The following is a 23910-nucleotide window of genomic DNA, read 5'->3' as shown; positions in this document are numbered from 1 at the left end:
CAACTAAATCGAATATACGAATATGAAATTCCATAAGCTATATATTGCAGCGATAGGCGCCGCCTCGATGGCGATGGCGGGGTGCGAGCTCGATATCGTCAACTCCGACCAGCTCAACACGACGAACATGTGGGTGGACGAAAGCGACGTCACGGGCGCGACGACGGGTATCTATTTCGAATTGCGCAACGCCTTCCGGCAGAATTACACGAACCAGTTCTTCTGGGGCGAACTGCGCGTCGGGCCCGCCATGTGGGATCGCGGTACGAACCGTTCGCTGATGGACTCGGACATGCTGGAGGTATTGCACAGCCTGCTCAACGGGGGCACGTCGTCGGTAAGCTGGACGAACCTCTACACCTGTATCAACCAGTGCAACTCGGTGATAAAGTACGCGCCGTCGGTCGAAATGTCTGACGAGACGCGCAGCTACTGCCTCGGGAACGCCTATTTCGTCCGGGCATACGTCTACTACTGGATCGCCCGCGTATGGGGCGACGCGCCCGTCATCCTGACGCCCACCGAGAGCACCGGGCGGGAGATTTACCCTTCGCGTTCGCCCCGGGCCGAGGTATACGCCCAGGTGGCGCAGGACATCGAAAGCGCGCTCACGCACATCACATCCAACGCCAAGGGCTGCTATTATGCCACGGTGGACAACATCAACATGCTGAAGGCCGACTTCGCGCTGTGGATGTACGCCGCACAGAAAGGCGGCGATTCCTACCTGACGATGGCCGGGGAGGCGCTCGACGCCGTTACGCGCACGCCGCTGCTCGGCAAGTTCGCCGACGTGTTCGACGTGAAGAACAAGGCCAACAAGGAGATCGCCTTCGCGCTGCATGTCGATGCGACGAACGAGGTGCATTCGGCCAGCTACATCCAGCGTTTCATCTGGGGCTCGACGCAGGTCAAGGCCTCGTACCGCAACGTCGAGGGCGGCGTGCCGGTATCGAGCAACCAGTGGTTCTGTTATGCGGACGAATTCATCGGCGAGCTGAAGCGGAACAAGGAGCAGAACAACGACCAGCGCAGCGACGTGACCTATATGGAGCGCACGGGCGTGAGCGACATGTACGAAAAGGTCGGATGGCCCAACAAGTTCACGGGCGACTGGTCTTCGGGAACGCTGCTCTACGACGACGACCTGATCCTCTACCGGTATGCGCAGTACTATATGTTCCGTGCCGAGCTGTACTATTACAGGAAACAGTACAAGGAGGCGCTCGGGGAGCTGAACGTGGTCGCCCAGCGCGCCTACGGGAAGGCCGACTTCTACACCTCGGCCACGCAGCAGAACGTGCTCGAAGCGCTGGCTGCGGAGAACCGCTGGGAATTCGCCGAGGAGGGCAACCTGTGGTTCACCTACATCCGCCTGGGTTACATCGACACCTACTGCCCGCTCAAATACTGGCCCAATACGGGTGTCGAGGGCGGCGTGGGCGGTTCGACGAACCCCAACATCTACCTCTTCCCGATCTCGACCTCGGCGATCAACAAGAACAGCAACCTCAGGCAGACCGAAGGCTGGTCTTAATCCATTTACCCAACAGAAAACTATTCAGCTATGAGAAAATTCATATCCGGCCTGCTCGCCATCGCCGCGGCGGCATTCACAGGCTGTTACGAGTCGGGCACCGATGCGGACAACACGAGCCGGGAGGCGCGCATCTCGATTTCGCCCGCCGCGATCGGGTTCGATGCCGACGGGCGGACGACGGACGGACTGGCGTTCGGCACCTACATCGTGACGGTGAACCCCTACGGTAAAATGTATAGCGACTGGCATGCCGAACTGGTCGGCACCGACTGGGCCACGCTCGACTACCATACGGCCTCGCCCGACGGCGCGGTCGAAAAGGCGCTGCGGATCACCTGCTCCGCGAACACGGACTACAAGCGCACGGGAACGCTGCGCGTAACGCTCTCCAAGACGGGCGAAAGCGTCGATTTTTCGATCATGCAGGTCGGGCTCAAACCCGATGCCACGCTCACCCTCTCGACGGAATCGGACATCGAAATGATGGCCCTGGAGCCTGCCGAGGTGACTGTGGCCTTCGAGACCAACATGCCCGCCTCGACCGTCACGGCCGAGCTGGAAGAGGGCGTGGAGTGGCTTACCTGCACGCTCGACAGGGAGGCCGGGACGATCGTCCTCGCGGCTTCGGACAACACCTCGCCCACCGACATGCGGGAGGCGACGGTGACCGTGAGCGCCGGGACGGAGGATACGAGCCTCGCCACAAGGCAGATCAAGGTGCGGCAGCTGGCCAACGAAACCTACCTGTTTATTTACGGGTCGGGCATACCCCACTTTGCGGCCTTCGGCGATGCCGCACAGATGAACAAGAACGACCTGGTGTTCGGCCTCGACCACTATTTCCGCAGCGGCAAGGTGATCCTCTCGACTTCGCGTACGCCGGACGCCTATCCGCGCTATGCGCTGACGGCCGACGGCAAACTCACCGTACTGGCCGACGCGGCTGCCGAGGCCGCAGCGCCCGAGCTCACGTTCGGCATTGCGGGGATGAACGCCCTGCGCGTGACGATCGCGCTCGACGACGACAACAACGTGGTGGCAGCCGACTCGAAGGCCGAGTTCACGCGCATCTCGACCGTGAACAGCATGCCCGAATCGGAACTGGCCGGCTACCCCACCAAGGAATACGTCACGCGTGACGGAAAGACCAAGACGTGGATGACGACCGGCCTGCACTGGAACGGCGGCGCGGCGATGGGCACCTACAAGCTGGGCAGCGGTCTGGTCGGGGGCTCGAAGACGGGCGGTTACGACGAAGCGGAGTATTCGATGCGCAACCCGGCCTATGACACCGAGGAGAACGGCGGGACGCTCAAGGAGCTGATGATGCCCGACGGCGTGACGACGCGCGCTTCGGTCTACGGACGCCTTTACAGTTCGTACGAAACGCTGACGGGCGACCCGGCCGGCGCGCTGAGCCCGGCCCTGCTGATGCCCTTCCCGCTGGGAGGCGCCGGGACGGTGGTCGTGGATGCCGTGGGCAACAGCATCACGCTGGAACCGATCCTCAAGGCCGACCTGAAAGACTACGCAGCCTCCGACGGCGGCAATACGCAGGCCGAGGCCGACCACCCGTCGCTCTCGATGCAGGTGCAGGGCATCTGTCCCTACGGCTGGCATATCGCCAATATGTCCGACTGGAAAGACCTGATCTACGCGGTGGCGGAGTCGTCGAAGAGCTATTCGGACTACCCCGTGGCGGCTGCGACGGCATCGTACGGCGCCATGACCTCGGGCAATGCGGCCAATGTGGCGGCGCACCTGCGCTGCAAGGAGTGGCAGGACGCCGAGTTCAACCCCGCGACCGTTATTTCGAACGGTGCCGAGGCCTTCGCTTTCAACCTCTACCCGCAGGGGTGGCGCCTCTACAAGAGCGGCTATGACTACTGTGCCAACTCGGGCAACGTGCGCTTCTACTGCCTGATTCCGATGATGGGACAGACCACGGCCTCGAAGATGGCCCTGTGGCGCGCCTACTGTACGACCTCGGCCGATATGGTATTCGACGACGGGTTCGACGTGGGCAACGGTTCGGGAGCCGCGGTGCGCTGTGTGAAAAATTACGAGAATTTCTGAATCCGGAGCGGGCCGGACGGGAGACCGCCCCAGTCCGGCCCGGGCTCCGGCCATGGAACGAAACGAATAAAAAAGAAAAACCTATGAAATACTATAAAATGCTTATGCTCCTCACCCTTGTCGCAGCCGGCCTGGCGGCAGGATGCAGCGACGACGAAGATCCGCTGAAGGACTGGACGGGGCCCTCGAAGCCCGGCACCGAGATCAAAACCCCGGCCGAGGTCGGCAACCGTGTCGTCGCGCACCGCGGCGGTTCGACGGAGGCCGGGACACGGCAGTTCCCCGACAATTCGGTGGCGGCGCTCAACTATGCCATCGGGCTGGGCTGCTACGCGTCGGAGTGCGACATCTACCTTACGAAGGACGACGATGTCGTGGTGGCGCACGCATCGGCGGGGTGTTACATCAACAACCTCAAGCCGTGGGAGCATACGCTCGCCGAACTGCGTGCCGCCGGGACGCTGGCCAACGGGGAACAACTGCCCTCGCTGGCCGACTTCATCGACGTGGTGCTCGAGGCGGGAACCACGCGCCTGTGGCTCGACGTGAAGAACATTACCATCGACGGCAAATCGACCGAAGAGGGGCGCGAGGCTTCGGCCAGGGCGTGTGAGCGGGCGTGCGAGATCATCGAAGAGATGGGCGCGCAGAATTTCTGCGAGTTCATCGTCACGGGCAACGCGACGAAAATCAGTTCGAGCAGCCCCGTCACCATCTGGCAGCGTTCGCTCGCCGCGGCGGGCGCCGTGGGCAGCAATGCCGGGTGGATGAGCTTCCGCAACCCGGCCGATTACATCTCCTACGGCTATCCGTGGGCGACCTCTCGACCGAAAACCTCTATTTCGAGGGGAAGACCGTGAACAAGAACGGTTATTCGGTGCAGAAATTCCTCGATGCGGGGCTGAAGCTCAGCGTATACAATGCCGACCTGGATGTCGACATGGATTATTACCTGGCCTACAAGGACAAACTCTACGCCATCTGCACGAACTACCCCCGCAAGCTGCTGGGCAAATGGAACTGACCGAACCGTTCCGTATCCTGCCCGGCACCTGTGCCGGAGGTACGGCCGGGATGATATCCGGGCTTTGAAGCCCGGATATTTTTATTACCTTTAGCCCTGCGCAGCTTCGTCCTCGACCCGTATTTCCCGGGATTCCAGAAAAAATGCACTTTTTCGAAAAAAAAGTGAAAACAGACTAGGTATTTTTGTGCCTATGGCTGTATAGTATAGGTAACACCCTAAAAGTATACATATTGGAACGCCATACAGATACCCCTACCATAACCGACATGGAGGGATTGCTATACAGATACCTCGTCCGCCGGACGAGCGGGGCCGAAGACCGGGAGGTATATGCCTGGCTCGAAGCCTCGGAGAAGAACCGCAGCCTGTTTTTCGAAGTCGCGGCCGTATGGAGCGCACACAGGACGCTCATCTCCCCCGCCACCGGCGAGCGCTGCGATGCCATGCTACGGCGGCTCAACGCGCGTATCGACGCCGACGACGCCATGCAGCGCCCCGCGCGGTTCGCATGGCGGCGTTGGATGTCCGCAGCGGCTGCGGCAGCCGTGGTCGTGATCGCGGTCGCGGCAGCCTGGCTGGCAGGTCTGCGCTTGCCGGAAGCCGGGCGGTTCCAGTCCTATGCCAACCATACCGGCGACGTGGCCGTCCTGCATCTGGAGGACGGGACGCAGGTGTGGCTGCAAGACGGCACCGAGTTGCGCTATGCCGTAGGCAAGGGGGACGGGGAGCGGATCGTGCGGCTCGACGGCGAGGCCTATTTCGACGTGTCGCACGATGCGCGGCATCCCTTCGTCGTGGAGACCCGCGAGCTGGCGATCCGGGTGCTGGGCACGGCCTTCAATGTCCGGGCGCTCGCCGGCGACCCGTTCACGGAGGTGGTGCTCGAACGCGGCGCCGTACGCCTCGAAACCCCCGGCGGCGACAACCTCGTGCGGCTGCATCCCAACCAGCGCGCCGTGTACGACGCCCGGATGGGCGACATGGAGGTGGCCGAAATCAACGCGCCGCTCTATGTGACCAGGCGTTACAACCTGGTCACGATGAAGGGCGCCACGATCACGGAGATCATCGCCGGCATCGAAAAGAGCTACGGCGTACGCATACGCATCATGTCGCCCGACGACGGCAAACGCTACGACATCAACTACCTGCGGAGCAATTCGCTCGAGGAGGTCGTCGACATCGTCGAGTTCATGACCGGAACGCATTGCGAGGTGATCCGCAACGAATGATACGGGGCCTGCGGCCGACCACCGCAGGCCTTTTGCACCGCACAACCCGGAACACGCTTCACGAACCTTAAAATATGAAGAAAAATTCCATCCCCAAGCTGGAATTGGTATTTCTTCTCCTGTTGACCGGCATGTGTCCGCAGGCCCATGCTACGGATGACGGCAGAAATGCCTCGCCACAAAAGACCTACGCTGTGGATCTCACGCTCGGATCCGCAACGGTGCTGACCTTCACGGAGGCCGTCACCTCACAGACGGGCGTACTGTTCTCCTACGAATCGGCACTGTCGCAGATGCCGCTCGGCGACGTGTCGGTGCATGAAACCGCGGCGCCGCTGGAACATATCCTGGAAAAGGTATTCAAGGGACGGGGATTCCGTTACAAGGTCGTCGACCGCATCGTGGTGCTGACCTACGACACGGATTCCGCGCGTTCGCAGCTGGTACTCGTGACGGGGCGCGTCAAGGACGGCTCGGGGACGCCGCTGGTCGGCGCCTCGGTCGTCGTGAAGGATACGATGCGGGGCGTTTCGGCCGGGGCGGAGGGCAATTACCGGATCTTCGCCGATCCGGACGCCACCCTCGTTTTCTCATACATAGGCTATGCCGACCGGGAGGAACGCATCGGGACGAGGTCGGCCATCGACGTCGTACTGGAGGAATACGAAGCCGTGCTCGAGGACGTGGTGGTGGTCGGATACGGCACGCAGTCGCGCAGGACGGTGACTGCGGCCATCAGCAAATTCGACGGGCATCTCCTGGAGGGTATCCCCGTCAATTCGGTCGGCGACGCCCTGAAGGGACGCATCCCCGGCGTGAGGGTCGCCACGACCGATGCGACACCGGGCGCAGACCCCAAATTCCTGATCCGCGGCGGATCGTCGATCAACCAGTCGAACGACCCGATCGTGCTGGTCGACGGCGTAGTCCGCGAAATGGCCGGGCTGAATCCCAACGACATCGAATCCGTTTCGTTCCTCAAGGATGCCGCGGCGGCGGGCATCTACGGTTCCCGCGCGTCGAACGGCGTGATCCTCATCACCACGAAGAAAGGTTCGAAACACCTCGGCCCCCGGATCGTATTCGAGGGGCAGTGGGCCTGGGCGTCGCCCGCCACGAAGTTCGACCTGATGAACGCCCGCGATTACATCCTCACGGTGCGTCCGGCGCTCATGGAGGGGTATTGCGGCGGCATGGATCCGGCATCGGTGCTGGGCGGCGAACAGTCGGCAGGCACGGGCAATACGGCCAAATCGCTCTGGACGACCCGTTACCTCCGGCCGGACGAGCAGGTTCCCGCCGGCTACCAATGGGTCGAAGACCCGGTGAACCCCGGGCGCATCATCGTCTTCGAGGACAACGACCAGCAGAGCCAATGGTTCGGCGACGCATGTTGGCAGAATTACTACGTCGGCATCGACGGAGGCGGCGACAACATCCAATACGCCGCCTCGGCGGGTTATACGGACGACAGCGGGATCGGGATCACGACGGGCTATTCGCGCTTCACGTTCCACGGCAACACGACCTTCCAGGTGACGCGGCGGCTCAGGGCCTCGACGACATTCGACTATTCGCAGATCGAGCAGCAGACCTTCGAGAGTGCGCCGCTCAGCCTGCGCAACTCGGTCATACGCGGGCTCTCCGTCCCCAACACCCACCGCGACTGGTACGGCGAGGAGGCGGGCGAGGAGCTGGCGGGCACGCCCGCGCTGGGCACCAACAACACGACGATACCGGCCGCCTACTACGCCTATTACTACCACAATGCCGGGTCGACGATCAAGCGTTCGACGGCCACGATCAACCTCGACTGGGAGGTGTTCGACGGGCTGCGCCTGGTCGGGCAGTTCACCAACTACAACCGCCATACGCGCAGCTATTTCTATGTCGAGGACAACCCCACGACGGGCTCGAACATACGGCCCATGAAGGAGGGCTTTTCGGAGACCAACCGCATGGATTTCCAGGCCTATGCCGACTACAAGGGTACGTTCGGCAACGGGCACCGCCTGGGTGCCGTGGCGGGCTACGAATACATGCTCGACAAACTCAACAGCTTCGACGTGCGGGTGCAGGGCGCCGTGTCGGACAAGCTGCCCGTGCTCGACGCCGGGACTTCGAACATCGCCAACTATCCGAAGAGTACCCGCACGCGGGAGTGCCTGATCTCTTATTTCGGGCGTGTGAACTACGACTACGGCGGGCGTTACCTCCTCGCCGCGACGATGCGCATCGACGGTTCGTCGAAATTCGCCGCAGGCCACCGCTGGGGCTATTTCCCGGCGGCATCGGCCGGATGGGTGGTCAGCAAGGAGGGATTCTGGCCCCAAAACAGTGCGGTCAGCATGCTCAAGGCGCGCGTGAGCTACGGGCTGACGGGCAACAACGGGATCGGGCTGTACGACACCTACGGCAGCTACAATTCGCTCTACACCTACAACGGCAACGCGACCACCACGACCAATACGATGCCCAACAACGGCCTGATCTGGGAGAAGACCCTCCAGTTCAACGCCGGCATCGACCTCGGGCTGCTGGACAACCGCATCACGCTGGCGCTCGACTATTACAACAAGGAGACGCGCGACCTGCTGTTCGACGTCAGCCTCCCCAATACGACGGGCTACAACTCGGTTTCGACCAACCTGGGGCGCGTCAGGTTCTACGGCACGGAGCTGTCTCTGTCGTCGGTCAACATCGACCGCAAGGGTTTTTCGTGGAGGACGGATTTTACGTACAGCTACAACATGAACCGCGTGCTCGAACTGCCCGACAACGGCAATCCCCGCAACCGCATCAACGGCATCTCGGTCGGTGATGGGAGCCAGTTCGGGGGCATCGCCGAGGGCGAGCGCATGGGGCGTATCTTCGGCTATGTCGCAGAGCGCATCATCGAGACGCAGGAGGAGGCCGACGCGGCCCGGTACGACACGCAGTCGCGCGGCTACCGGCGCAGCGACCGGCGGCAGATAGCCGGGCGCAAGGACATCGGCGACTATGAGTGGAAAGACCGTCCGGGATCGACGCGCATGGACGGCCGGCAGATCATCAACGCCGAAGACCAGTTCCTGCTGGGGTATGCCCTGCCCCACTCGACAGGCGGCATCGGCAATACGTTCCGTTACCGGAACTGGACGCTGAACGTCTACATGGACTATGCCCTGGGACATTCGGTGCGCAACGACATGCAGATGCGCTATTTCCAGTCGACGATGGGCAACTGCAACTACAACCTGGTGAACGAGGTGAAAAAATGCTGGTCGCAGCCGGGCGACGACACGCGCTACGCCCGTTTCACGGCCAACGATACGGACTGGGGCAACCGCAACTACGGGCGCACGTCCGACATATTCGTCGAGAAGGCCGACTACCTCTGCCTGCGCGACGTTTCGCTCTCGTGGTCGCTCCCGAAGGCGTGGCTGCGCAAACTGCACATAAGCCAGGTGACGCTCACCGTCTCGGGCAACACGCTCTGCTACTGGACGGCCGTGCACGGGGTCTCGCCCGAGGCCGCGACCACCGGCGGCCTCTACACCGCGTCGTCGACCTACGACACCGGGTTCAGTCCCTACCCGCCGACGCGCAAAGTGCTCTTCACGGCCAAACTCACGTTCTGACACCCTACTGCCATGAAAACGAAATTCGGAAAGACTATAGCCGGAGTCGCGCTGCTGTTCTGCGCATACGGGGCGGGCGGCTGTCACGGCGACCTGGACATCATGCAGGACAACAAGCTCTCGGCCAGCAACATGTGGAAAGAGGAGAGCGACGCCACGTCGGCCACCTACGGGCTGTACGTCTACCTGCGCAGTGCGCTCAAGAGCATGAACGACATCTACCTCTGCTGGGGCGAGCTGCGCAACGGGCTGTGGGGCCCGGGGACGCACAACACGCTCAACGGCGTCGACCAGTCGCAGGTGCGCACCAGCACCATGAGCTCGGTCAACGAGTATGCCGACTGGACGGCGCTCTACACGACGGTCAACCAGGCAAACCTGGTCATCAGGCATGTCCCGGCAATGGGGCTGAAGGAGAAACCGCGGGCCTTCTGCCTGGGAAATGCCCACTTCGTCCGCGCGTACTGCTTCTTCCAGATCGCACGCATCTGGGGCGATGCCCCGCTGCCGCTCTGGGGCTACGAATCGACCGACACGGAGCTGTTCCTCGGACGCACCCCCGTCTCGGAAGTGCTGATGCGCGTGGAACGCGACATTGCCGACGCGGAAAGGTACGTCGCCGATACGTCGGACAAGACCGTGGCCACGCCGGCCGCCGTGGCGATGCTGAAGGCCGACTATGCCCTGTGGATGTATCGTATGCAGGCCGGGGGCGAGGCTTACCTGGCGATGGCCCAAGAGGCGCTCGGGGAACTCGGCCTGTCGGACGCCCTGCTCGAGCCCGCGTATGCCGATATTTTCAGTTCGTCGAACAAATGCGGCCGCGAGGTCATTTTCGCCGTGCACCAGGATGTGTCGGAAGCCCTGAACGGCCCGGCCTACTACCTCGGCTGGAACGAGAGTTACGTCGAAGCGGCCTACCGCAACAACCCCGTCCCCACCACCGGGGGCAACCAGTGGTGGTGGTATACCGACACCTACCGGGCCCTGCTGCAGGCCGACCCCGCCGATACGCGTGCAGCGCTGACCTGTCGCACGGCCGATTACGGCACGGGCGGCCGCAGGATCGGCTGGACGGAGAAGCTGATGGGGCGCGTAGACAACGGCACACGCATCTTCGACTCGGATTTCATCCTTTACCGCTACGGCGAAGCCTTCCTGATGGCGGCCGAAGCCCGGTATTACGGGAAGGACTACGCGGGTGCGCTCGAAGCCCTGGCACCGCTGGCCGCCAGGGCCTACGGGCGGAGGGATTACTATACCGACACGTCGCCCGAAGCCGTCCTGCAGGCGATCGTCGACGAATACCTCAGGGAGATGGTCGGCGAAGGCCGCACCTGGTGGATGCTCCTGCGCACGGACAAGATATGGGAGTACAGCGCCGACATCGCGGCGCAGCGCGACAAGAACCCCAACATACTGCTATGGCCCATCACGCAGGCGGCCATGAGCCGAAATTACAACCTCACGCAGACCGAAGGCTGGTATTGACCGCCCGGGACGGAACGCCGCCGTATAGGGGCGGCGACGGGGTTCCCGCAAGGCGGGAGGAGGAACCTGCGCCCGGGAGGCGACGTGCCTGCAACCGCGCCTGTGAACCGGCAAGAAAAATGCCGCGCCCCGAAAAGGGCGCGGCATCGCTTTTACGCGGCGGGAGGATCAGAAGCCGGTGAAGTCGGTCTGGAGCTTCGAGGTGCGGTAGGTGTTGCCCATGCCGTCCTCCGCCACGATTTCGAAATCGGCGGTCTCGGGCGTTCCCGACGCCAGGTTCCCGTAATAGTAATGGTCGAGGTTCTTGCCCCAGGTCGTGCCCACGCTCTTGCTGTAATAGAGCACGTGGTAGGCATAGGCCCAGTAGTCGTAGGTCTTGACGCGGGTCATGTCGCAGACCTTCGTGCCGTTCTGCCAGAGCGAGACTTTCCAGTTGCCCGAGGCGTCGGAGTTCCAGACGTTGGCCACGATGCACTTCGCATCGTTCATGGCCGGGGAGTTGGCCGCCCAGCCGAAGGTGAGGCTGCCCGACTTGCCGAACACCTGCGTGGCCGAATAGGCCCGGATCTGGTAGCCGGCTTCCTTGTTGGTCGACTTGTAGTACTGGTTGGCGATGGTGTTGCCCGAAATCTCGTAGACGCTGTACCCGTTCGGCGTGCCGTCGGCGCAGATGTTCGCCGTCCACCATGCACCGCAGGCGGCGCCGTGGACATGTTCGAGGATCGTCTTCCCGTTACGCTTGTGGATGTATTTCTGGTGGTAATGCGTATGGCCGATCATGATGTGCGCCTCGGAGAACCCGGACAGCAGGTCGAGCACGCCGTCGTAGTTCTCGTGGCTCTCGTCCGTCACGCTCGTACCCCCGCGGAACGGGATGTGCGCGCAGAAGATCACGAGCTTGTCCTTGTCCACGTGCGACAAGTCCTGGCGCAGCCACTCGAGCTGCTTGTCGGTGATGCCGCCCTTGTACTTCTTCTTACCTTCGTAGAGGACGTTGTCCATCGACACGATGTGCACGTCGCCGCGGTTGAACGAATAGTTGCGCGGGCCGAACTGCGTTTCGAAATTGGCCGCGGCATTGTCGTCGGAGGTCTCGGTCTGCAAATGGTCGTGGTTGCCGATGGTCTGGAAGACGGGCAGGTTGCGGTTGGCCATCGACTCCTTCATGTTGCTCCACAGGTCGGGCGTGTCGAAGACGATGTCGCCGAGCGTGATGCCGTAGACCGGCGTGCCCTTGGCCTTGTAAGCGTCGGCCGTAGCCTCGATGTCGGGGATCGTCTCGTTGACGTAGCGGCTGATCTCGGCCGTGGTCGAACACTGCGGGTCGGCGATGCAGACCAGCGTGAAATCGCTTTCCGGGGCCGGCAGCGGCGTCAGCACGAAGTCGTGGCGGTCGGCGATGTTCTTATGGACGATCTCGGCGTAGAAGAGCGGGTAGTTGTCCGCCGACGTGTTGACGGCATACCCTGCCGGCGTGCTGTAATGTACGAAGCGCGCCTTCTTGTAGCGCTCCATCTGGTAGACGCCGTTGGCATCGGTCTCCACGCAGCCGTAGCCGTCCGACACGACCACGCCCGGGACGGGGTTCCCCGACGTGTCGGTCACCAGTCCGTAGAGGGTCGTATTGCCGTCGAGCTGCGTGCCGTTGACTTCGGTTTCGACACCCTCGCCGCCGTCATGCCCGCCGGACTTGTCGTTGCTGCATGCCAGCATCAGCGTCGCCGCCATACAGCATAATAACATGATTTTCGTTTTCATATCCTGAGTTTTTTATTGCTTATTTCCAAAGCGCGTTCTGTTCGAGGTTCGGGTTGCGGGTGATCGCCGTCTGGGGGATCGGGCGCAGGTATTTCTTTTCGCCCCACTTGCGCTTGTACTCCCAGACGATATTCCCCGCGGCGTTGAGCGAGAAGGTCTGGTTGGCCCCCGTATTGGAAATGGCGATCGAATGTTCGGTATCCTCGCCCGGGCGGATGTAGAAGTCGGGCACGGGATCGCCGTTGTCGTCGGTGCTCTGCCCCGTGAAATCGTAGGTGTAGCCCGTGTTGCCGATCCAGATGCCCGTCCAGGGGTTGTTGTCGCTCGTGAGCAGGTCGCCCATGTGCCAGCGCATGTCGTCGTCCCAGCGCAGCCCCATTTCGAGGCAGAGCTCGATGCCGCGCTCACGGCGCACTTCGAGGATCCACTTGTCGGTCACGGTATTGAGGAAATAGGCCTCCATGTAGGGGTCGGCCTTGTCCGGGACGACCGGGGTCACGCCGGCACGGCTGCGCAGCAGCGCGATGGTCTGATCCCATACCGCGGCGTCCATTTCGCCCAGCTCGGCCTTCGCCTCGGCGTAGTTCAGCAGCACCTCGGCATAGCGGAGGATCGGCAGCGAATTCCAGCTCGCGGCCTTCGACAGCACGTTGTCGGCATCGTCGTCGATCGACCACTTGATCGGATGGTAGCCCGTACGGGTCACTTTCCAGTTGGGCGAATAGAGCCGTTCGCGGCCGCTGATCTTCATCTTGTAGGTCGGGCTGATGACCGTCTGCGCCATGCGGGCGTCACGGCCGTCGAACTCGCGGATGAAGTCGATGGTCTGGTAACCGTCGATGTCGGTGAACGGCGTGCCCCGGGTCGTGAGGTAGGTGTTCATGAACTTCTTGGTCATGGCGATCTTGGCACCGTAGGTCGGCGAATAGTAGTACCAGCTGGTCTCGTGGAACGCCGAGAGCTCCTTGCTGTACTCACGGCCGAAGATCACCTCCTGCGTGAGCAGCCCGGCGCTGGTGAAGAGCGAGCGGTAGGCGGTCTTCACATCGCCCGTGACGAGCGAATAGGGCCCCTTGTCCATGATCTCCTTGGCGGCGGCAGCGGCCTCGCGCAGGAATTTGTTGTCGGCGTTATACTCGGCCTGCCACGGTTTGTCGGACGACGGCTCGCGCGAGTGGTACTTGCGGAAGGTGCCTTCATAGAGGCAGACGCGCGACTTGAAGGCCAGTGCCACCCACTTGTTGATGAGCGCCGAGCCTTTCGTGAATTTGGCGTCGGAGAGGCAGTAGGTGCTTGCGAAGGTGAGGTCTTCCAGCACTTTGTCCATGACGTACTCGCGGCTGTCTCGGGGTTTCATCATCGCTTCCTTGTCGCTGGCCGCGATCGTGAAGTCGTACCAGGGCACGGCGCCGAAGGTCTGCACCTTGTCGTAGTAGAACCAGGCGCGCCAGAAACGGGCGACGCCCTCGTAGTGGTTGTAGATCTCGTCGCTCACACGCCCCTTGCACTTGTGCATATTGTCGAGCATGTAGTTCACGCGGCGAAGGTTCGTCCAGTTGCTCTCGGCCCATCCGGTCTGGTTGTCGGGCGAGACGTTGCCGTCGGGGCGCAGCAGGTCGGTCGGGATGTCCACGGCGCAGTAGTCGGCATAGATGTCGCCGCGCGTGATGGTTCCGTCGCCGGGGATCATCTTCTGGATGAAACCGTTGGCATAGAGTTCCAGGTCGGTTTCCGATTTCCAGAACTCGTCGCTGCCGATCTGGTCGTAGGTGTCGCGCGTCAGGAAATCCTCGCAGGAGGCCATTCCCGCGGCAGCGAGGGTCATCAGCGTATATAGCAGTATCTTTCTCATGGTTGCTGTCGGTTAAAATGTTACGTTTATACCCAGGGTCACGGTTTTGAGCATCGGGTAGGAATAGCCGTTACCCGTACCGTTCAGGCCCGAAGTGGTCGAGGCCGCGAAATCGGAGTCGCCGCTGGTGATGACTTCGGGGTCGAACATGTCCGTGTGCTTGAACATCGGCGAGTGGGTGAAGAGGTTCTCGCCCGACAGGTAGACCTTCAGCCCCTCGAGGCGCAGCTTCTTGCAGATGTGCTTGGGGAAGGTGTAGTCGACGGTGATGTTCTTCAGTCGGATGTACGAAGCGTCCTGCAGGTAGTGGTCGTTCTCCCACGTCAGCGGGCCGTCGTTGCGGTTGGCGGCGAGCGATACCATGCGTGTCCAGTAGGGGTTCTTGTCCATGTTGGTGACGCGCCAGTTGTCGGTGCTCTTGTCGATCTTAACTACGTTGTCGCCCGTCTGCGTCTTCATCAGCGAGTTGTAGGCGCGGTTCCATTTGCCCCAGAAGAATCCGGACTCCGTCCACGGGTACCAGTCGCGCTTGCCCACGCCCTGCCACAGCATCGAAAGCCCGATGCCGTTCCAGTTCAGCGACATGTTGATGCTGTACTGGTAGCGCGGCGACTGGTTGCCGATGATCTCCAGGTCGCCGTGGTTGGACAGCGTGCGGTTGCCCTTGGTCATGATGCCGTCGCCGTCCACGTCGACGAAGCGCAGGTCGCCGGCATAGGCGCGGAACATCTCGCCGTTCTTGAAGAAGTTGTAGGCCGGGCCGTTCAGGGCGTCGGCGTTGCTGGCGTAGATGCCCGCCGTGCGGAAACCCCATATCTCGCCGATCTCCATGCCCTTGTAGTAGGTCGTCAGGTCGCCCGTTTCGTTATAGTAGTCGGTGATCCAGCTGCGGCTGTCCCACAGCATACCCTTGATGCTGTAACTGAACGGCTTGCCGCCCAGGTTGAACGAGTCGCGCCACGAAAGGCTCAGCTCCCACCCCTTGGTCTTGAGGCTGGCGTAGTTGCCGTAGGGCGCTGCGCTACCGAGTACCTGCGGGAGGTTCGGGCCGACGGTGTAGAGGTCGGTCGTATTGCGGCGGTAATAGTCGCCGGTGAACGAAAGCCGGTTGTGGAACAGGTCGAGGTCGAGGCCGATGTTGTAGGTGGTGACCTTTTCCCAGGTGATGTCGTCGGGGATCAGGCTGGGCACCGACGTGTAAGGTACGTTCTGGCCATTGATGATGACCGACGACTTGGCGATCGAGGCGCTGCCCGAAGCGGTCATGGTCTCGAGGTACTGGTAGGGGTCGATGTTGGCATTGCCGAGCGAACCGATGCTGGCGCGAACCTTGAAGTTGTCCAGCCACCCTTCGACGTGCGGTTTGAGCCACGGCTCTTCGGAGAGGCGCCATCCGACCGATGCCGAGGGGAAGAAGCCCCACTGCGAACTGGACGGGAATTTCGACGACCCGTCGTAGCGGGCGCTCACTTCGGCCAGGTAACGGCCTGCATAGGCGTAGTTGACGCGGCCGAAGAATCCGACCAGCCCCCACGTGTAGCCGCCCGAGGTGGTCGAGTAATACTCGCCGTCCATGAGCGTGAAGCTCGGCTTCGAGGGATAGAGGTTACCCTGGCGGTAGGTCTTCTGCGTGCGGTAGTCGTAGTCCTCGAGGTTCCATCCGGCGACCACGTTCAGGTCGTGATCCGAACCCAGCTTGGGCGTGACCGTGCCGACGATGTTCGTCGAGATGTAGTCCGAGCGGTACGTCCAGTTTTCGAGCGACGAATAGCTGTTGTCCTGCCCCGAAACGTTCACGCCGGTGTAGTAGGTGTAGAGGTTCTCCATGCGGTCGCGCGACCAGCGCGATCCCTTGTAGGTCACGTCGGCCGAGACCTTGAAGACATCGGGGACGAATTCGAAGTTGAACGTCGTGGTGTTGGCCACTTCGAGCTTGTTGTTCTCCTGCCACGAGGTGCCCTCGGCGAAGGCCGCATAACCGGTCTTGGCCGCGGTCTGCGTCCAGGTGCCGTCGGGGTTCTTCAGCAGGGCGAACGGGAAGGCGAACATGTCGATCTGGCGCGAGATCACCTGCTGGCCGTAGTGCACCATGGGCTGGTGGTACTTGCTGCTCATCAGGCTGGTGTTGTTGTCCAGCGTCAGCCACGGGCGGATGCGGATCGAGCCCTTGGCACGGAGGTTATACTTCTTGTAGGTCTCCTCGCCCACCTTGTAGATGCCGTCCTGGTTGTAGTAACGGCCCGAAATGTAGTAACTGACCCCTTCGCGGCCGCCCTGGATGCTGACGGCGTGGGTGGTCGAATAGTTCACCGACTTGTAGATCTCCTTGAGCCAGTTGGTCTCGCCGTAGTAGTTGTAGTTGCCGTTGGCGTCGATGTCGTAGTTGTCCATCGTCGGATCGGCACGGCGGCGTTTGAGCTCCTCGAACCAGGCGTTCGAATAGGGCATGTAGTTGTTGAAGAGCGACGGTACGGTCGCCGTCGGCGAGGAGTTGAGATACGACTCGCGGAAGGCATCGACCCACTGCACGGGGTCGGTGACCACGTTGTCCTCCCAGATCACCGTACGGCGGTGCAGCGACACGGAGCCGTTGTAACTCACGCGCACCTTGCCCTTCTCGGGATCCTTGGTCGTGATGAGAATCACGCCGAATGCGCCGCGGGCGCCGTATACTGCGGCCGACGAAGCGTCCTTGAGCACCGAGATCGAGGCGATGTCGTCGGGGTTCACCGAACCCATGTCGCCTTCGGCTCCGTCGATGAGCACCAGCGCGCCGCCGCCCTGTCCGAGTTTGTTGGTCTTTTCACCGCCGCTCACACGGGCCTTGAACGTGTTGTTCACGCCGCGGATGGTGACTTCGCCGGCATGGTCGGCCTTACCGTCGACCTGTACGATGTTCAGGCCGGGGATCTGGCCCTGCAACGAACGGGTGATGTTGGCATTGGGCCGGTTTTCGACCGCGTCGCCCGAAAGGTTCTCGACCGCGCCCACGATATTGCGTTTCTTGAGCGTGCCGTAGCCTACGACGACCACTTCGTCCATCACCAGCTCGTCCTCCTGCATCGTGACGTCGATCTGAGTGCGGCGCCCTACCACCTCCTCATGGGGGCGGTAGCCGATATACGAGAAGAGCAGCGTGGCGTTCCCGTCGGCCGGGATCGCATAGCCGCCGTCGACACCCGTCGAGACGCCGACCAGCGTCCCCTTGATAGTGACCGTCACGCCGATCATCGGGTTGCCCGCAGCGTCGCGGACGACCCCTTTCACCTCCGATTTGGCGGCGGCCCTGGCTGCCGGGACGGGGCGCGTGCTGCGCGTCAGCACGACCACTTTGTCAACCACCCGGTAGTCGATGCCGCGGGGCGTGAATACGGTCGCAAGGATGGCCTCGATGGTGGCACCCTTCTCCGAGACCTCCAGGTTCTCCATCGGATAGCCGGCCAGTGCCGTTTCGTAGGAGAAGGCGATGCCCGCCTGCTGCGTAATAGCATCGGCAACGGCCTTGAGCGTCGTCCGCGAGTAGGATAAATTCAGGTCATACCCCTGCCCTTGCGCACCGGGGAGCGATCCTTGGGCGGCATAGCAGCCGAAAGCCCCCGCGCAGAGCACCATGACCAGACATAGTCCTTTATGGAATAATTTCTTCATAGTTTCAATTCGGTTAATTGGTTATTTCCCGCTGCCGCGTGCAAAGCACGTCCGCAGCCGCGCCGTGCAGGCGGGCTCCGGGGAAATTCGTTCCGATACGGCAGACAGAACCTTGCAAGTCATCCGTCGTCCGATAAAAAACCGTGTAGTGCTGGTGTAGGGGGATTAGTCAGGCATTTTTCGAAGCTGTTTTAAAGTTTCCGGTTAATAATCGCTTTTTTAAAGTTTACATTGGGGCGGTTGCGGCCGGCGTTTTCCGCCCGGTCTGCATTAGATACAAGCGACCGGGGCAAACTACCCAATGCCGGAAGCTTTTTTCACAAGATTACAATGCAAATTTTTATACCTATATATTACAGATATTTTATTTTTCGGTTTTTCGCTGCAAGGTTCGTAAAATTTTAAACATTTTTCTTGCGAATCCCGGAAAATTGCTATATTTGCAGTGCAAGTCATTCGATATCGTTAGAAACCGTGTAGGAAATTGACATCCGGCAGTGTATCCGGAGTCGGTTTCTGTTTTTTTATTGGTTTTACAAACAAACTAACGATCCAATCATGATGAAATTTATTCATAAACTGACGATAGTTCTCGCGTTGGGCGGGATCTGCGGTCTTGCCGCGTGCAGCGACGACGACCAGGGGTTCCTCAAACGCAACCTGCGCGAGATGAGTTTCCCGTACGTCGAATCGAGCGATACGTTTACGATCCGCGCCACGGGGGACTGGCAAATCAGCGACACTCCCGACAGCCGCGAGTGGACGAACGCCTACGGCTGGGTGCATGTCGACCAGCTCTCGGGCAAGGGAGACCCCGGCACCTACCAGAAGGTGACGGTCACCTGCGACCAGAACACCTCCGAGGAGCGTAATGCCACCATCTACCTGCACGGCTGCGGCGAAGAGAACGTCGCCATCGCCATCAGGCAGGACAACGGTATCTTCGAGTGGAAACCCTTCGACAACGGACAGCAGTTCGACGTCTCGGGTATGCTCAAACTCAACGCGGAAGCCGGGGCCAAGCTCCGCATCCCCTACATCAAGGCGCTCGGCACGGAAAAATACACCGTCACGGTGACGCAGACCGGCGGCGACGGGATCACGGCCGCCAGCGGCAGCTATTCGATCTCGACGGCCGGCAACGGCTACATCGAAGTGCCCCTGACGGGCACCGCCACCAAGCAGGGCATCGTGACCTTCGCCGTGAAGGCTACGGACGAGGCTGGCGCGGAGAAGGATTTCGGCTCCGTTTCGACCATCGTCCGCGCCGGGTTCGACGCCCAGGGCGAGGAGCTTCCCCTGCTGACGCAGAACTTCGGCAAATTCCCCTGGGGCGGCGACTGCATCGGCCAGAAGGCGGGTGTCACGACGGCCGACAAGACCGTGGCCAACCTGAGCCTCGACAACGAGACGGTGAGCGTTACGGCGGGCACCAACGCCAGCATCGGCGGCATCACCTCGACCGTACGCAACGGCAACGCGGCGTTCTACCGCGCCATCGGCATGGAGGGGTGGACAGGCTACCTGAACTACATGTGTCCGGGCTACATCCAGTTGGGCGCCGCGAGCGACAATGCCGACGGGCAGCCGGGCAACCTCATCTCCCCGGTGCTGAACATCCCCGCGGGCTACGACCTGCTGCTGACCTGCAAGGTCGCCATCTGGGCCGCAGCCCCCGACCAGGGCATGGTGGGCATCTGCGAGAAGAACGACGGGTTCTGGATCCCGAAGGGCACGCTGGACAAGATCGTAGCTTCGACCAAGAGCTACGTTTCGCTCGACATCCCCGCCTACACGTGGGTCGAGGTCACGGCCGTCATCCCCAATCCCGGCGCGAAAGCCAATCTGGCATTCTTCATCTCCACGGCCGACAGCTGGTTCTCGGGCTCCTCGGTGAAGGCGGGCCGCTGGTACATCGACGACATCAAGCTCGTATACTAAAACCGGACAACTACCATGAAAAAAAGCATTTTATATATTCTGTTCGCCCTCTTCTCGCTATCGGCCGCAGTCTCGCTGACGGCCTGCAAGGACGACGGCGTGGAAATATCGGGGGCCAACAAGTCCAAGACCCCGAAGAACGTGAAACTGCTCGAATACGGGCCCACGTCGCTTACGATCTGCTGGGATTTCATCCGCGGCGCGACGTCGTACACCGTACAGCTCGTCGACGGGGAGATGAACCCCGTGAGCGAAGCGCTCTGCAAGACCACCGACGCGATCGACTACCACGAATTCACCGACCTGGCGACCGACCGGATATACTACGGCCGCGTCAGGGCCAACTTCCCCTACTCCTCCACCTCGGACTGGGTATACGTCACGGCAAACGAGCAGCCGGCCATGCTGATGGCCTCGGTGGGTATCCTCGAACTCGACCCGAAGCTCACGCTCAATGCCGCGACGGGGTCGACGCTCACCTACGAGTGGTCGTATACCGAAGATGCGGCGACCGACGCCACGCGCCTCTACAACATCGAACTGTTCCGCGACGAGGCGTGCAGCGAGCTGCATGTCAGCTGGCTGGCCGACGGAAAACTCGCGTCGGACAAAGGCATCTTCACCGCCCTGGCGGGTTATCCCGTCGTGCGGTTCACCTTCTCGGGGCTCGATCCCGAAACGACCTACTACGCCCGGGTTACCAATGCCAGCTTCGGCAATATCATGACCCCCGTCGTCGCCGGAACCACGGCCAAGGCCGGGCCCGAAGCCTCGCCGAACAATCCGGCACAGGCCGGTGACATCGTGCTGGCGCAGGATTTCGCGGCATTCATCCACGGCGGCGACATCGTCCGCTCGGCGGCAGGTTACAACGCCGTATCGGGGACCGACTACCGCAAGGCCTGGGAACCCGCCACGGGCGAGAACCCGCAGGCCGACGGCGACCGTCCGGTCTGCAACTGGGCTACGGAATTCCACATCCACACGGGCGGAACCTCGGCCGAGTATGTCGAAAGCCTCGGCATGACGGGCTGGGGGTCGTCGGGCAACACCTCGACCCGCCCCGGCTACATCAAGTGCGGCGGCGGTGGCGGCGGCATCGGCATCCTCTATACGCCCGAGCTGGCGGCCCTGCCCAAGAACACGACCGTAACGGTGAGCTTCTCGGCCAGCGCCTATGCCGAAGGCGAAAACGTCTATGGCAGCGACATCGTGGTCGAGGCCATCGAGGGCGCCGAGTTCGGGTCGAACAACTCCGTGAGCAAGAAAGGCACGGCCGTGGCTTCGAAGGTCGTGGACATCTCGTCGGCCGTAGGCCGGTTCGAAACCTTCACGGTGACGCTCGACGGCCTCTCGCCCACGTCGCGCATCGCATTTTCGTCGAACCCCGCACAGGCGGGCGCCAACAAGACCCGCTACCTGCTCGACGACATCGTCGTGGTTTACGACGGCGAGACCAAACTGGAAAAACTCACCGTTCCGGCGAACGTGAAATTCGACGCCGAAGCCGTCTATTCCGACAAGTTGACCCTCGAATGGGACGAAGTGGCCGGGGCGGCTTCCTATACGGTGGCCTGGTGGGCCGACGGCACAGAGGAGAAGGACGCCACGATAGCGGAGGGCATCACCTCGGCCTCGTACCTGCTCAAGGAACTGGAGGCCGGCACCGAGTACCACGCGAAGGTCAAGGCGTGCCGCTACAACAACCCCGGCTACGATTCGGACTACTCCGCCGTCGTGTCGCAGAAGACGGACATAGCCCCGGTACAGGCCGGGATCGTCGTGTCGAAAGTGCTGGCGACCTCCTCGACCCTCACGGTCGAATGGGCCCGTGCGGACGGCCAGGCGTGTGTCAACAGCAGTGCGCAGGTCTACCACGTGAAACTTTACAGCGACGCCGAATGCAAGGATCTCTTCGTCGGCTGGAATGCCTCGAACGTCTTCGGCATCACGGCCGGGAACCGCTTCCGCTTCACCTTCTCGGGACTGGCCCCCGCCACGACCTACTACGTCTGCGTGGACGACAAGACCAACGATTTCTTCTCCGACCCGCTCGCATATGCGACTGCCGCCGCGGGGCCGCAGGCGGGTGCCACCGCTCCCGGCTCGGCAAAGGCGGGCGACATCCTCCTGGCGGAAGATTTCTCCAAGGTGATCCACGGCGGCGACATCGCCAATTTCGCCGCGGGCTACTATCCCCCGAGCTCGAACCGCGGGACTTACGCCGCAGCTTCGGGCGACAATCCTTCGGGGTTCTCGGCCACCCGCTGTACGGCCAATGAGTTCGACCTGTTCAGCGGCGGCGGCGTGGCTGCGCCCTACACCGAGGGCACGGGCCTTTCGGCCTGGGGCAAGTCGGGCAACATCGCTGGCCGCCCGGGCTATGTCAAGATGGGCGCCGGAAGTGCGGCCGCCTCGCTTTACACCCCCGAACTGACCGCCCTGCCCGATGCGGCGACCGTCAAGGTGCGCTTCTCGGCACAGGCTTACAGCGAGAAATACGACGGTTCGGGCGCCGATGCCGGGAAAATCCTCGTCAAGGCCGTCCGCGGCGCCGTGCTCGGCGCAAAGGGCGCCATCACCGGCACGGTCACGGAGGTCTCCGCGGCCGACCCCGTGGATATTTCGGCTGCCAAAGCCCGGTTCCGCGAGTTCGAGGCAACCCTCACGAACGTGACGCCCGATTGCCGCATCGTGATCTCGACGAGCGAGAAACGCGCCCTGCTGGACAACGTGGTCGTCACCTGCACGGCCATCACCCCCGCGACCAAACCCGCAGCACCGGGCGGGGTTTCGTTCGACGCCGCAGCGGCGGCCGACAGGCTGACGCTCAAATGGAACGCTGTCCCCGATGCGACTTCCTACACGGTCGCCTACTGGAAAGGTTCGGCCTCAGCCCCCGAAAGCGAGTATGCCTACAAGACCGGCATCGCGTCCACGGCAACGTCGCAGGAGCTGACCAACCTGGAAAGCAACACCTCCTACTGGGCCAAGGTCAAGGCGGTCGGCAGCCTCGATTCCGACTGGTCGGAAACGGCGAACGCCACGACCATGGACAGCGGCGGCGAGCCGCTCCTTCCGACGGCCGACCTGCTCGACGTGGTGTTCCGCAACGACGGTTCGGCTATGGACAACTCCTCGTCGGCAACGCCCGTGCGGCGGATGCCGTCATCGAGGCCGTAAAGGCAAAGGGGCTGACCGACCGTGTGGAATACATCGCTTTCGACTATACGACCTGCAAACGCATCGTCAACGCCCTCCCGGGTGCCATGGTGCAATACCTGAACGGCGACCTGGCTCCCGCCGCAGTCCGGCAGGACGGCATCGGGGGTATCGACTACCGCTTCTCGGCTTATTCGGGCAATCCGGGATGGGTCAAGGAGGCACATGCCAACGGCATGGTCACGAACGTATGGACGGTCGACACGGTGCAGGACATGATGACCTGCATCGCATGGGGAATGGATTTCATCACCACCAACAACCCCGAGACCCTGAAGGAGCTCCTCACCAGGACATTCGTGTCGGCCAACTGACTGCCGCAGGGCGGTGCGCGCATGCCCGGGGAATTCACCCGGCACTCCGCAGTTCCCTGAAGGCGCGACCGACAGCCGACGGCGGCGGGTATCATGCCCGCCGCCGTTTTTATTGCCCTGCGGAAAACAAAAAAGGCAGGCGGGCTCGCCAATCTGCAAATATTTTCTAACTTTGCGCATACGATACGA

Annotated in this window: 13 protein-coding genes; 10 read left to right on the top strand and 3 right to left on the bottom strand. The window is 61.9% G+C overall.

Features of this window, described 5'->3' with window-relative positions; all coding sequences use genetic code 11:
* Positions 1 to 22 precede the first annotated feature (22 nt).
* The 7 genes from B3C38_RS10650 to B3C38_RS10620 all read left to right on the top strand — a co-directional run bounded on the left by B3C38_RS10650 (position 23) and on the right by B3C38_RS10620 (position 10986).
* Positions 23 to 1537 carry a RagB/SusD family nutrient uptake outer membrane protein gene (locus tag B3C38_RS10650; RefSeq protein ID WP_286727051.1) on the top strand — a complete coding sequence of 505 codons (1515 nt, stop codon included), beginning with the start codon at positions 23 to 25 and terminating at the stop codon, positions 1535 to 1537.
* Between the two features lie 30 nt (positions 1538 to 1567).
* Positions 1568 to 3616 (top strand): FISUMP domain-containing protein, encoded by a 2049-nt coding sequence (locus B3C38_RS10645; protein WP_286727050.1) that lies wholly within the window; start codon positions 1568 to 1570, stop codon positions 3614 to 3616.
* Positions 3617 to 3699: 83 nt separating this feature from the next.
* Entirely contained in the window at positions 3700 to 4476 is a 777-nt protein-coding gene (locus tag B3C38_RS10640; RefSeq protein ID WP_286727049.1) for a glycerophosphodiester phosphodiesterase, read from the top strand.
* Positions 4428 to 4640, top strand: coding sequence for a hypothetical protein (locus tag B3C38_RS10635; RefSeq protein WP_286727048.1), 213 nt, complete (start codon positions 4428 to 4430; stop codon positions 4638 to 4640). The genes B3C38_RS10640 and B3C38_RS10635 overlap by 49 nt, the downstream gene beginning before the upstream one ends.
* 269 nt (positions 4641 to 4909) lie before the next feature.
* Positions 4910 to 5875 (top strand): FecR family protein, encoded by a 966-nt coding sequence (locus tag B3C38_RS10630; RefSeq protein WP_087403462.1) that lies wholly within the window; start codon positions 4910 to 4912, stop codon positions 5873 to 5875.
* A 74-nt stretch (positions 5876 to 5949) separates the two neighbouring features.
* Positions 5950 to 9495 carry a SusC/RagA family TonB-linked outer membrane protein gene (locus B3C38_RS10625; RefSeq protein WP_286727047.1) on the top strand — a complete coding sequence of 1182 codons (3546 nt, stop codon included), beginning with the start codon at positions 5950 to 5952 and terminating at the stop codon, positions 9493 to 9495.
* Between the two features lie 12 nt (positions 9496 to 9507).
* Positions 9508 to 10986: a RagB/SusD family nutrient uptake outer membrane protein gene (locus B3C38_RS10620; protein WP_286727046.1), complete on the top strand. Its 1479-nt coding sequence runs from the start codon at positions 9508 to 9510 to the stop codon at positions 10984 to 10986.
* A 168-nt stretch (positions 10987 to 11154) separates the two neighbouring features.
* Here the strand turns inward: B3C38_RS10620 and B3C38_RS10615 are convergent, their stop codons facing one another.
* The 3 genes from B3C38_RS10615 to B3C38_RS10605 are packed head-to-tail and all read right to left on the bottom strand — an operon-like array spanning position 11155 to position 18244.
* The gene (locus B3C38_RS10615) at positions 11155 to 12744 is read right to left on the bottom strand and encodes a calcineurin-like phosphoesterase family protein (RefSeq protein ID WP_286727045.1); all 1590 of its coding nucleotides are present in this window, start codon (positions 12742 to 12744) and stop codon (positions 11155 to 11157) included.
* Positions 12745 to 12763: 19 nt separating this feature from the next.
* Complete coding sequence (locus B3C38_RS10610) at positions 12764 to 14596, bottom strand: RagB/SusD family nutrient uptake outer membrane protein (RefSeq protein WP_286727044.1); 1833 nt, start codon at positions 14594 to 14596, stop codon at positions 12764 to 12766.
* Positions 14597 to 14608: 12 nt separating this feature from the next.
* Positions 14609 to 18244, bottom strand: a complete 3636-nt coding sequence (locus tag B3C38_RS10605) for a SusC/RagA family TonB-linked outer membrane protein (RefSeq protein WP_286727043.1) — start codon at positions 18242 to 18244, stop codon at positions 14609 to 14611.
* Between the two features lie 558 nt (positions 18245 to 18802).
* Here B3C38_RS10605 and B3C38_RS10600 point away from each other — a divergent pair.
* From B3C38_RS10600 to B3C38_RS10590, 3 genes are read left to right on the top strand one after another with little or no spacing between them, the layout of a single operon-like run.
* A complete protein-coding gene (locus B3C38_RS10600; RefSeq protein WP_286727042.1) occupies positions 18803 to 20185 on the top strand; it encodes a BACON domain-containing protein in 1383 nt (460 codons plus the stop codon).
* 15 nt (positions 20186 to 20200) lie between these two features.
* Complete coding sequence (locus tag B3C38_RS10595) at positions 20201 to 23368, top strand: fibronectin type III domain-containing protein (protein WP_022333195.1); 3168 nt, start codon at positions 20201 to 20203, stop codon at positions 23366 to 23368.
* Positions 23369 to 23391: 23 nt separating this feature from the next.
* Positions 23392 to 23721, top strand: a complete 330-nt coding sequence (locus B3C38_RS10590; RefSeq protein ID WP_022333194.1) for a glycerophosphodiester phosphodiesterase family protein — start codon at positions 23392 to 23394, stop codon at positions 23719 to 23721.
* Positions 23722 to 23910: the final 189 nt, after the last annotated feature.

The sequence above is a fragment of the Alistipes sp. UBA1686 genome, from assembly GCF_002320215.1.
GTDB lineage: Bacteria > Bacteroidota > Bacteroidia > Bacteroidales > Rikenellaceae > Alistipes > Alistipes onderdonkii.
This window is presented reverse-complemented; position numbering and strand designations above follow the sequence as displayed.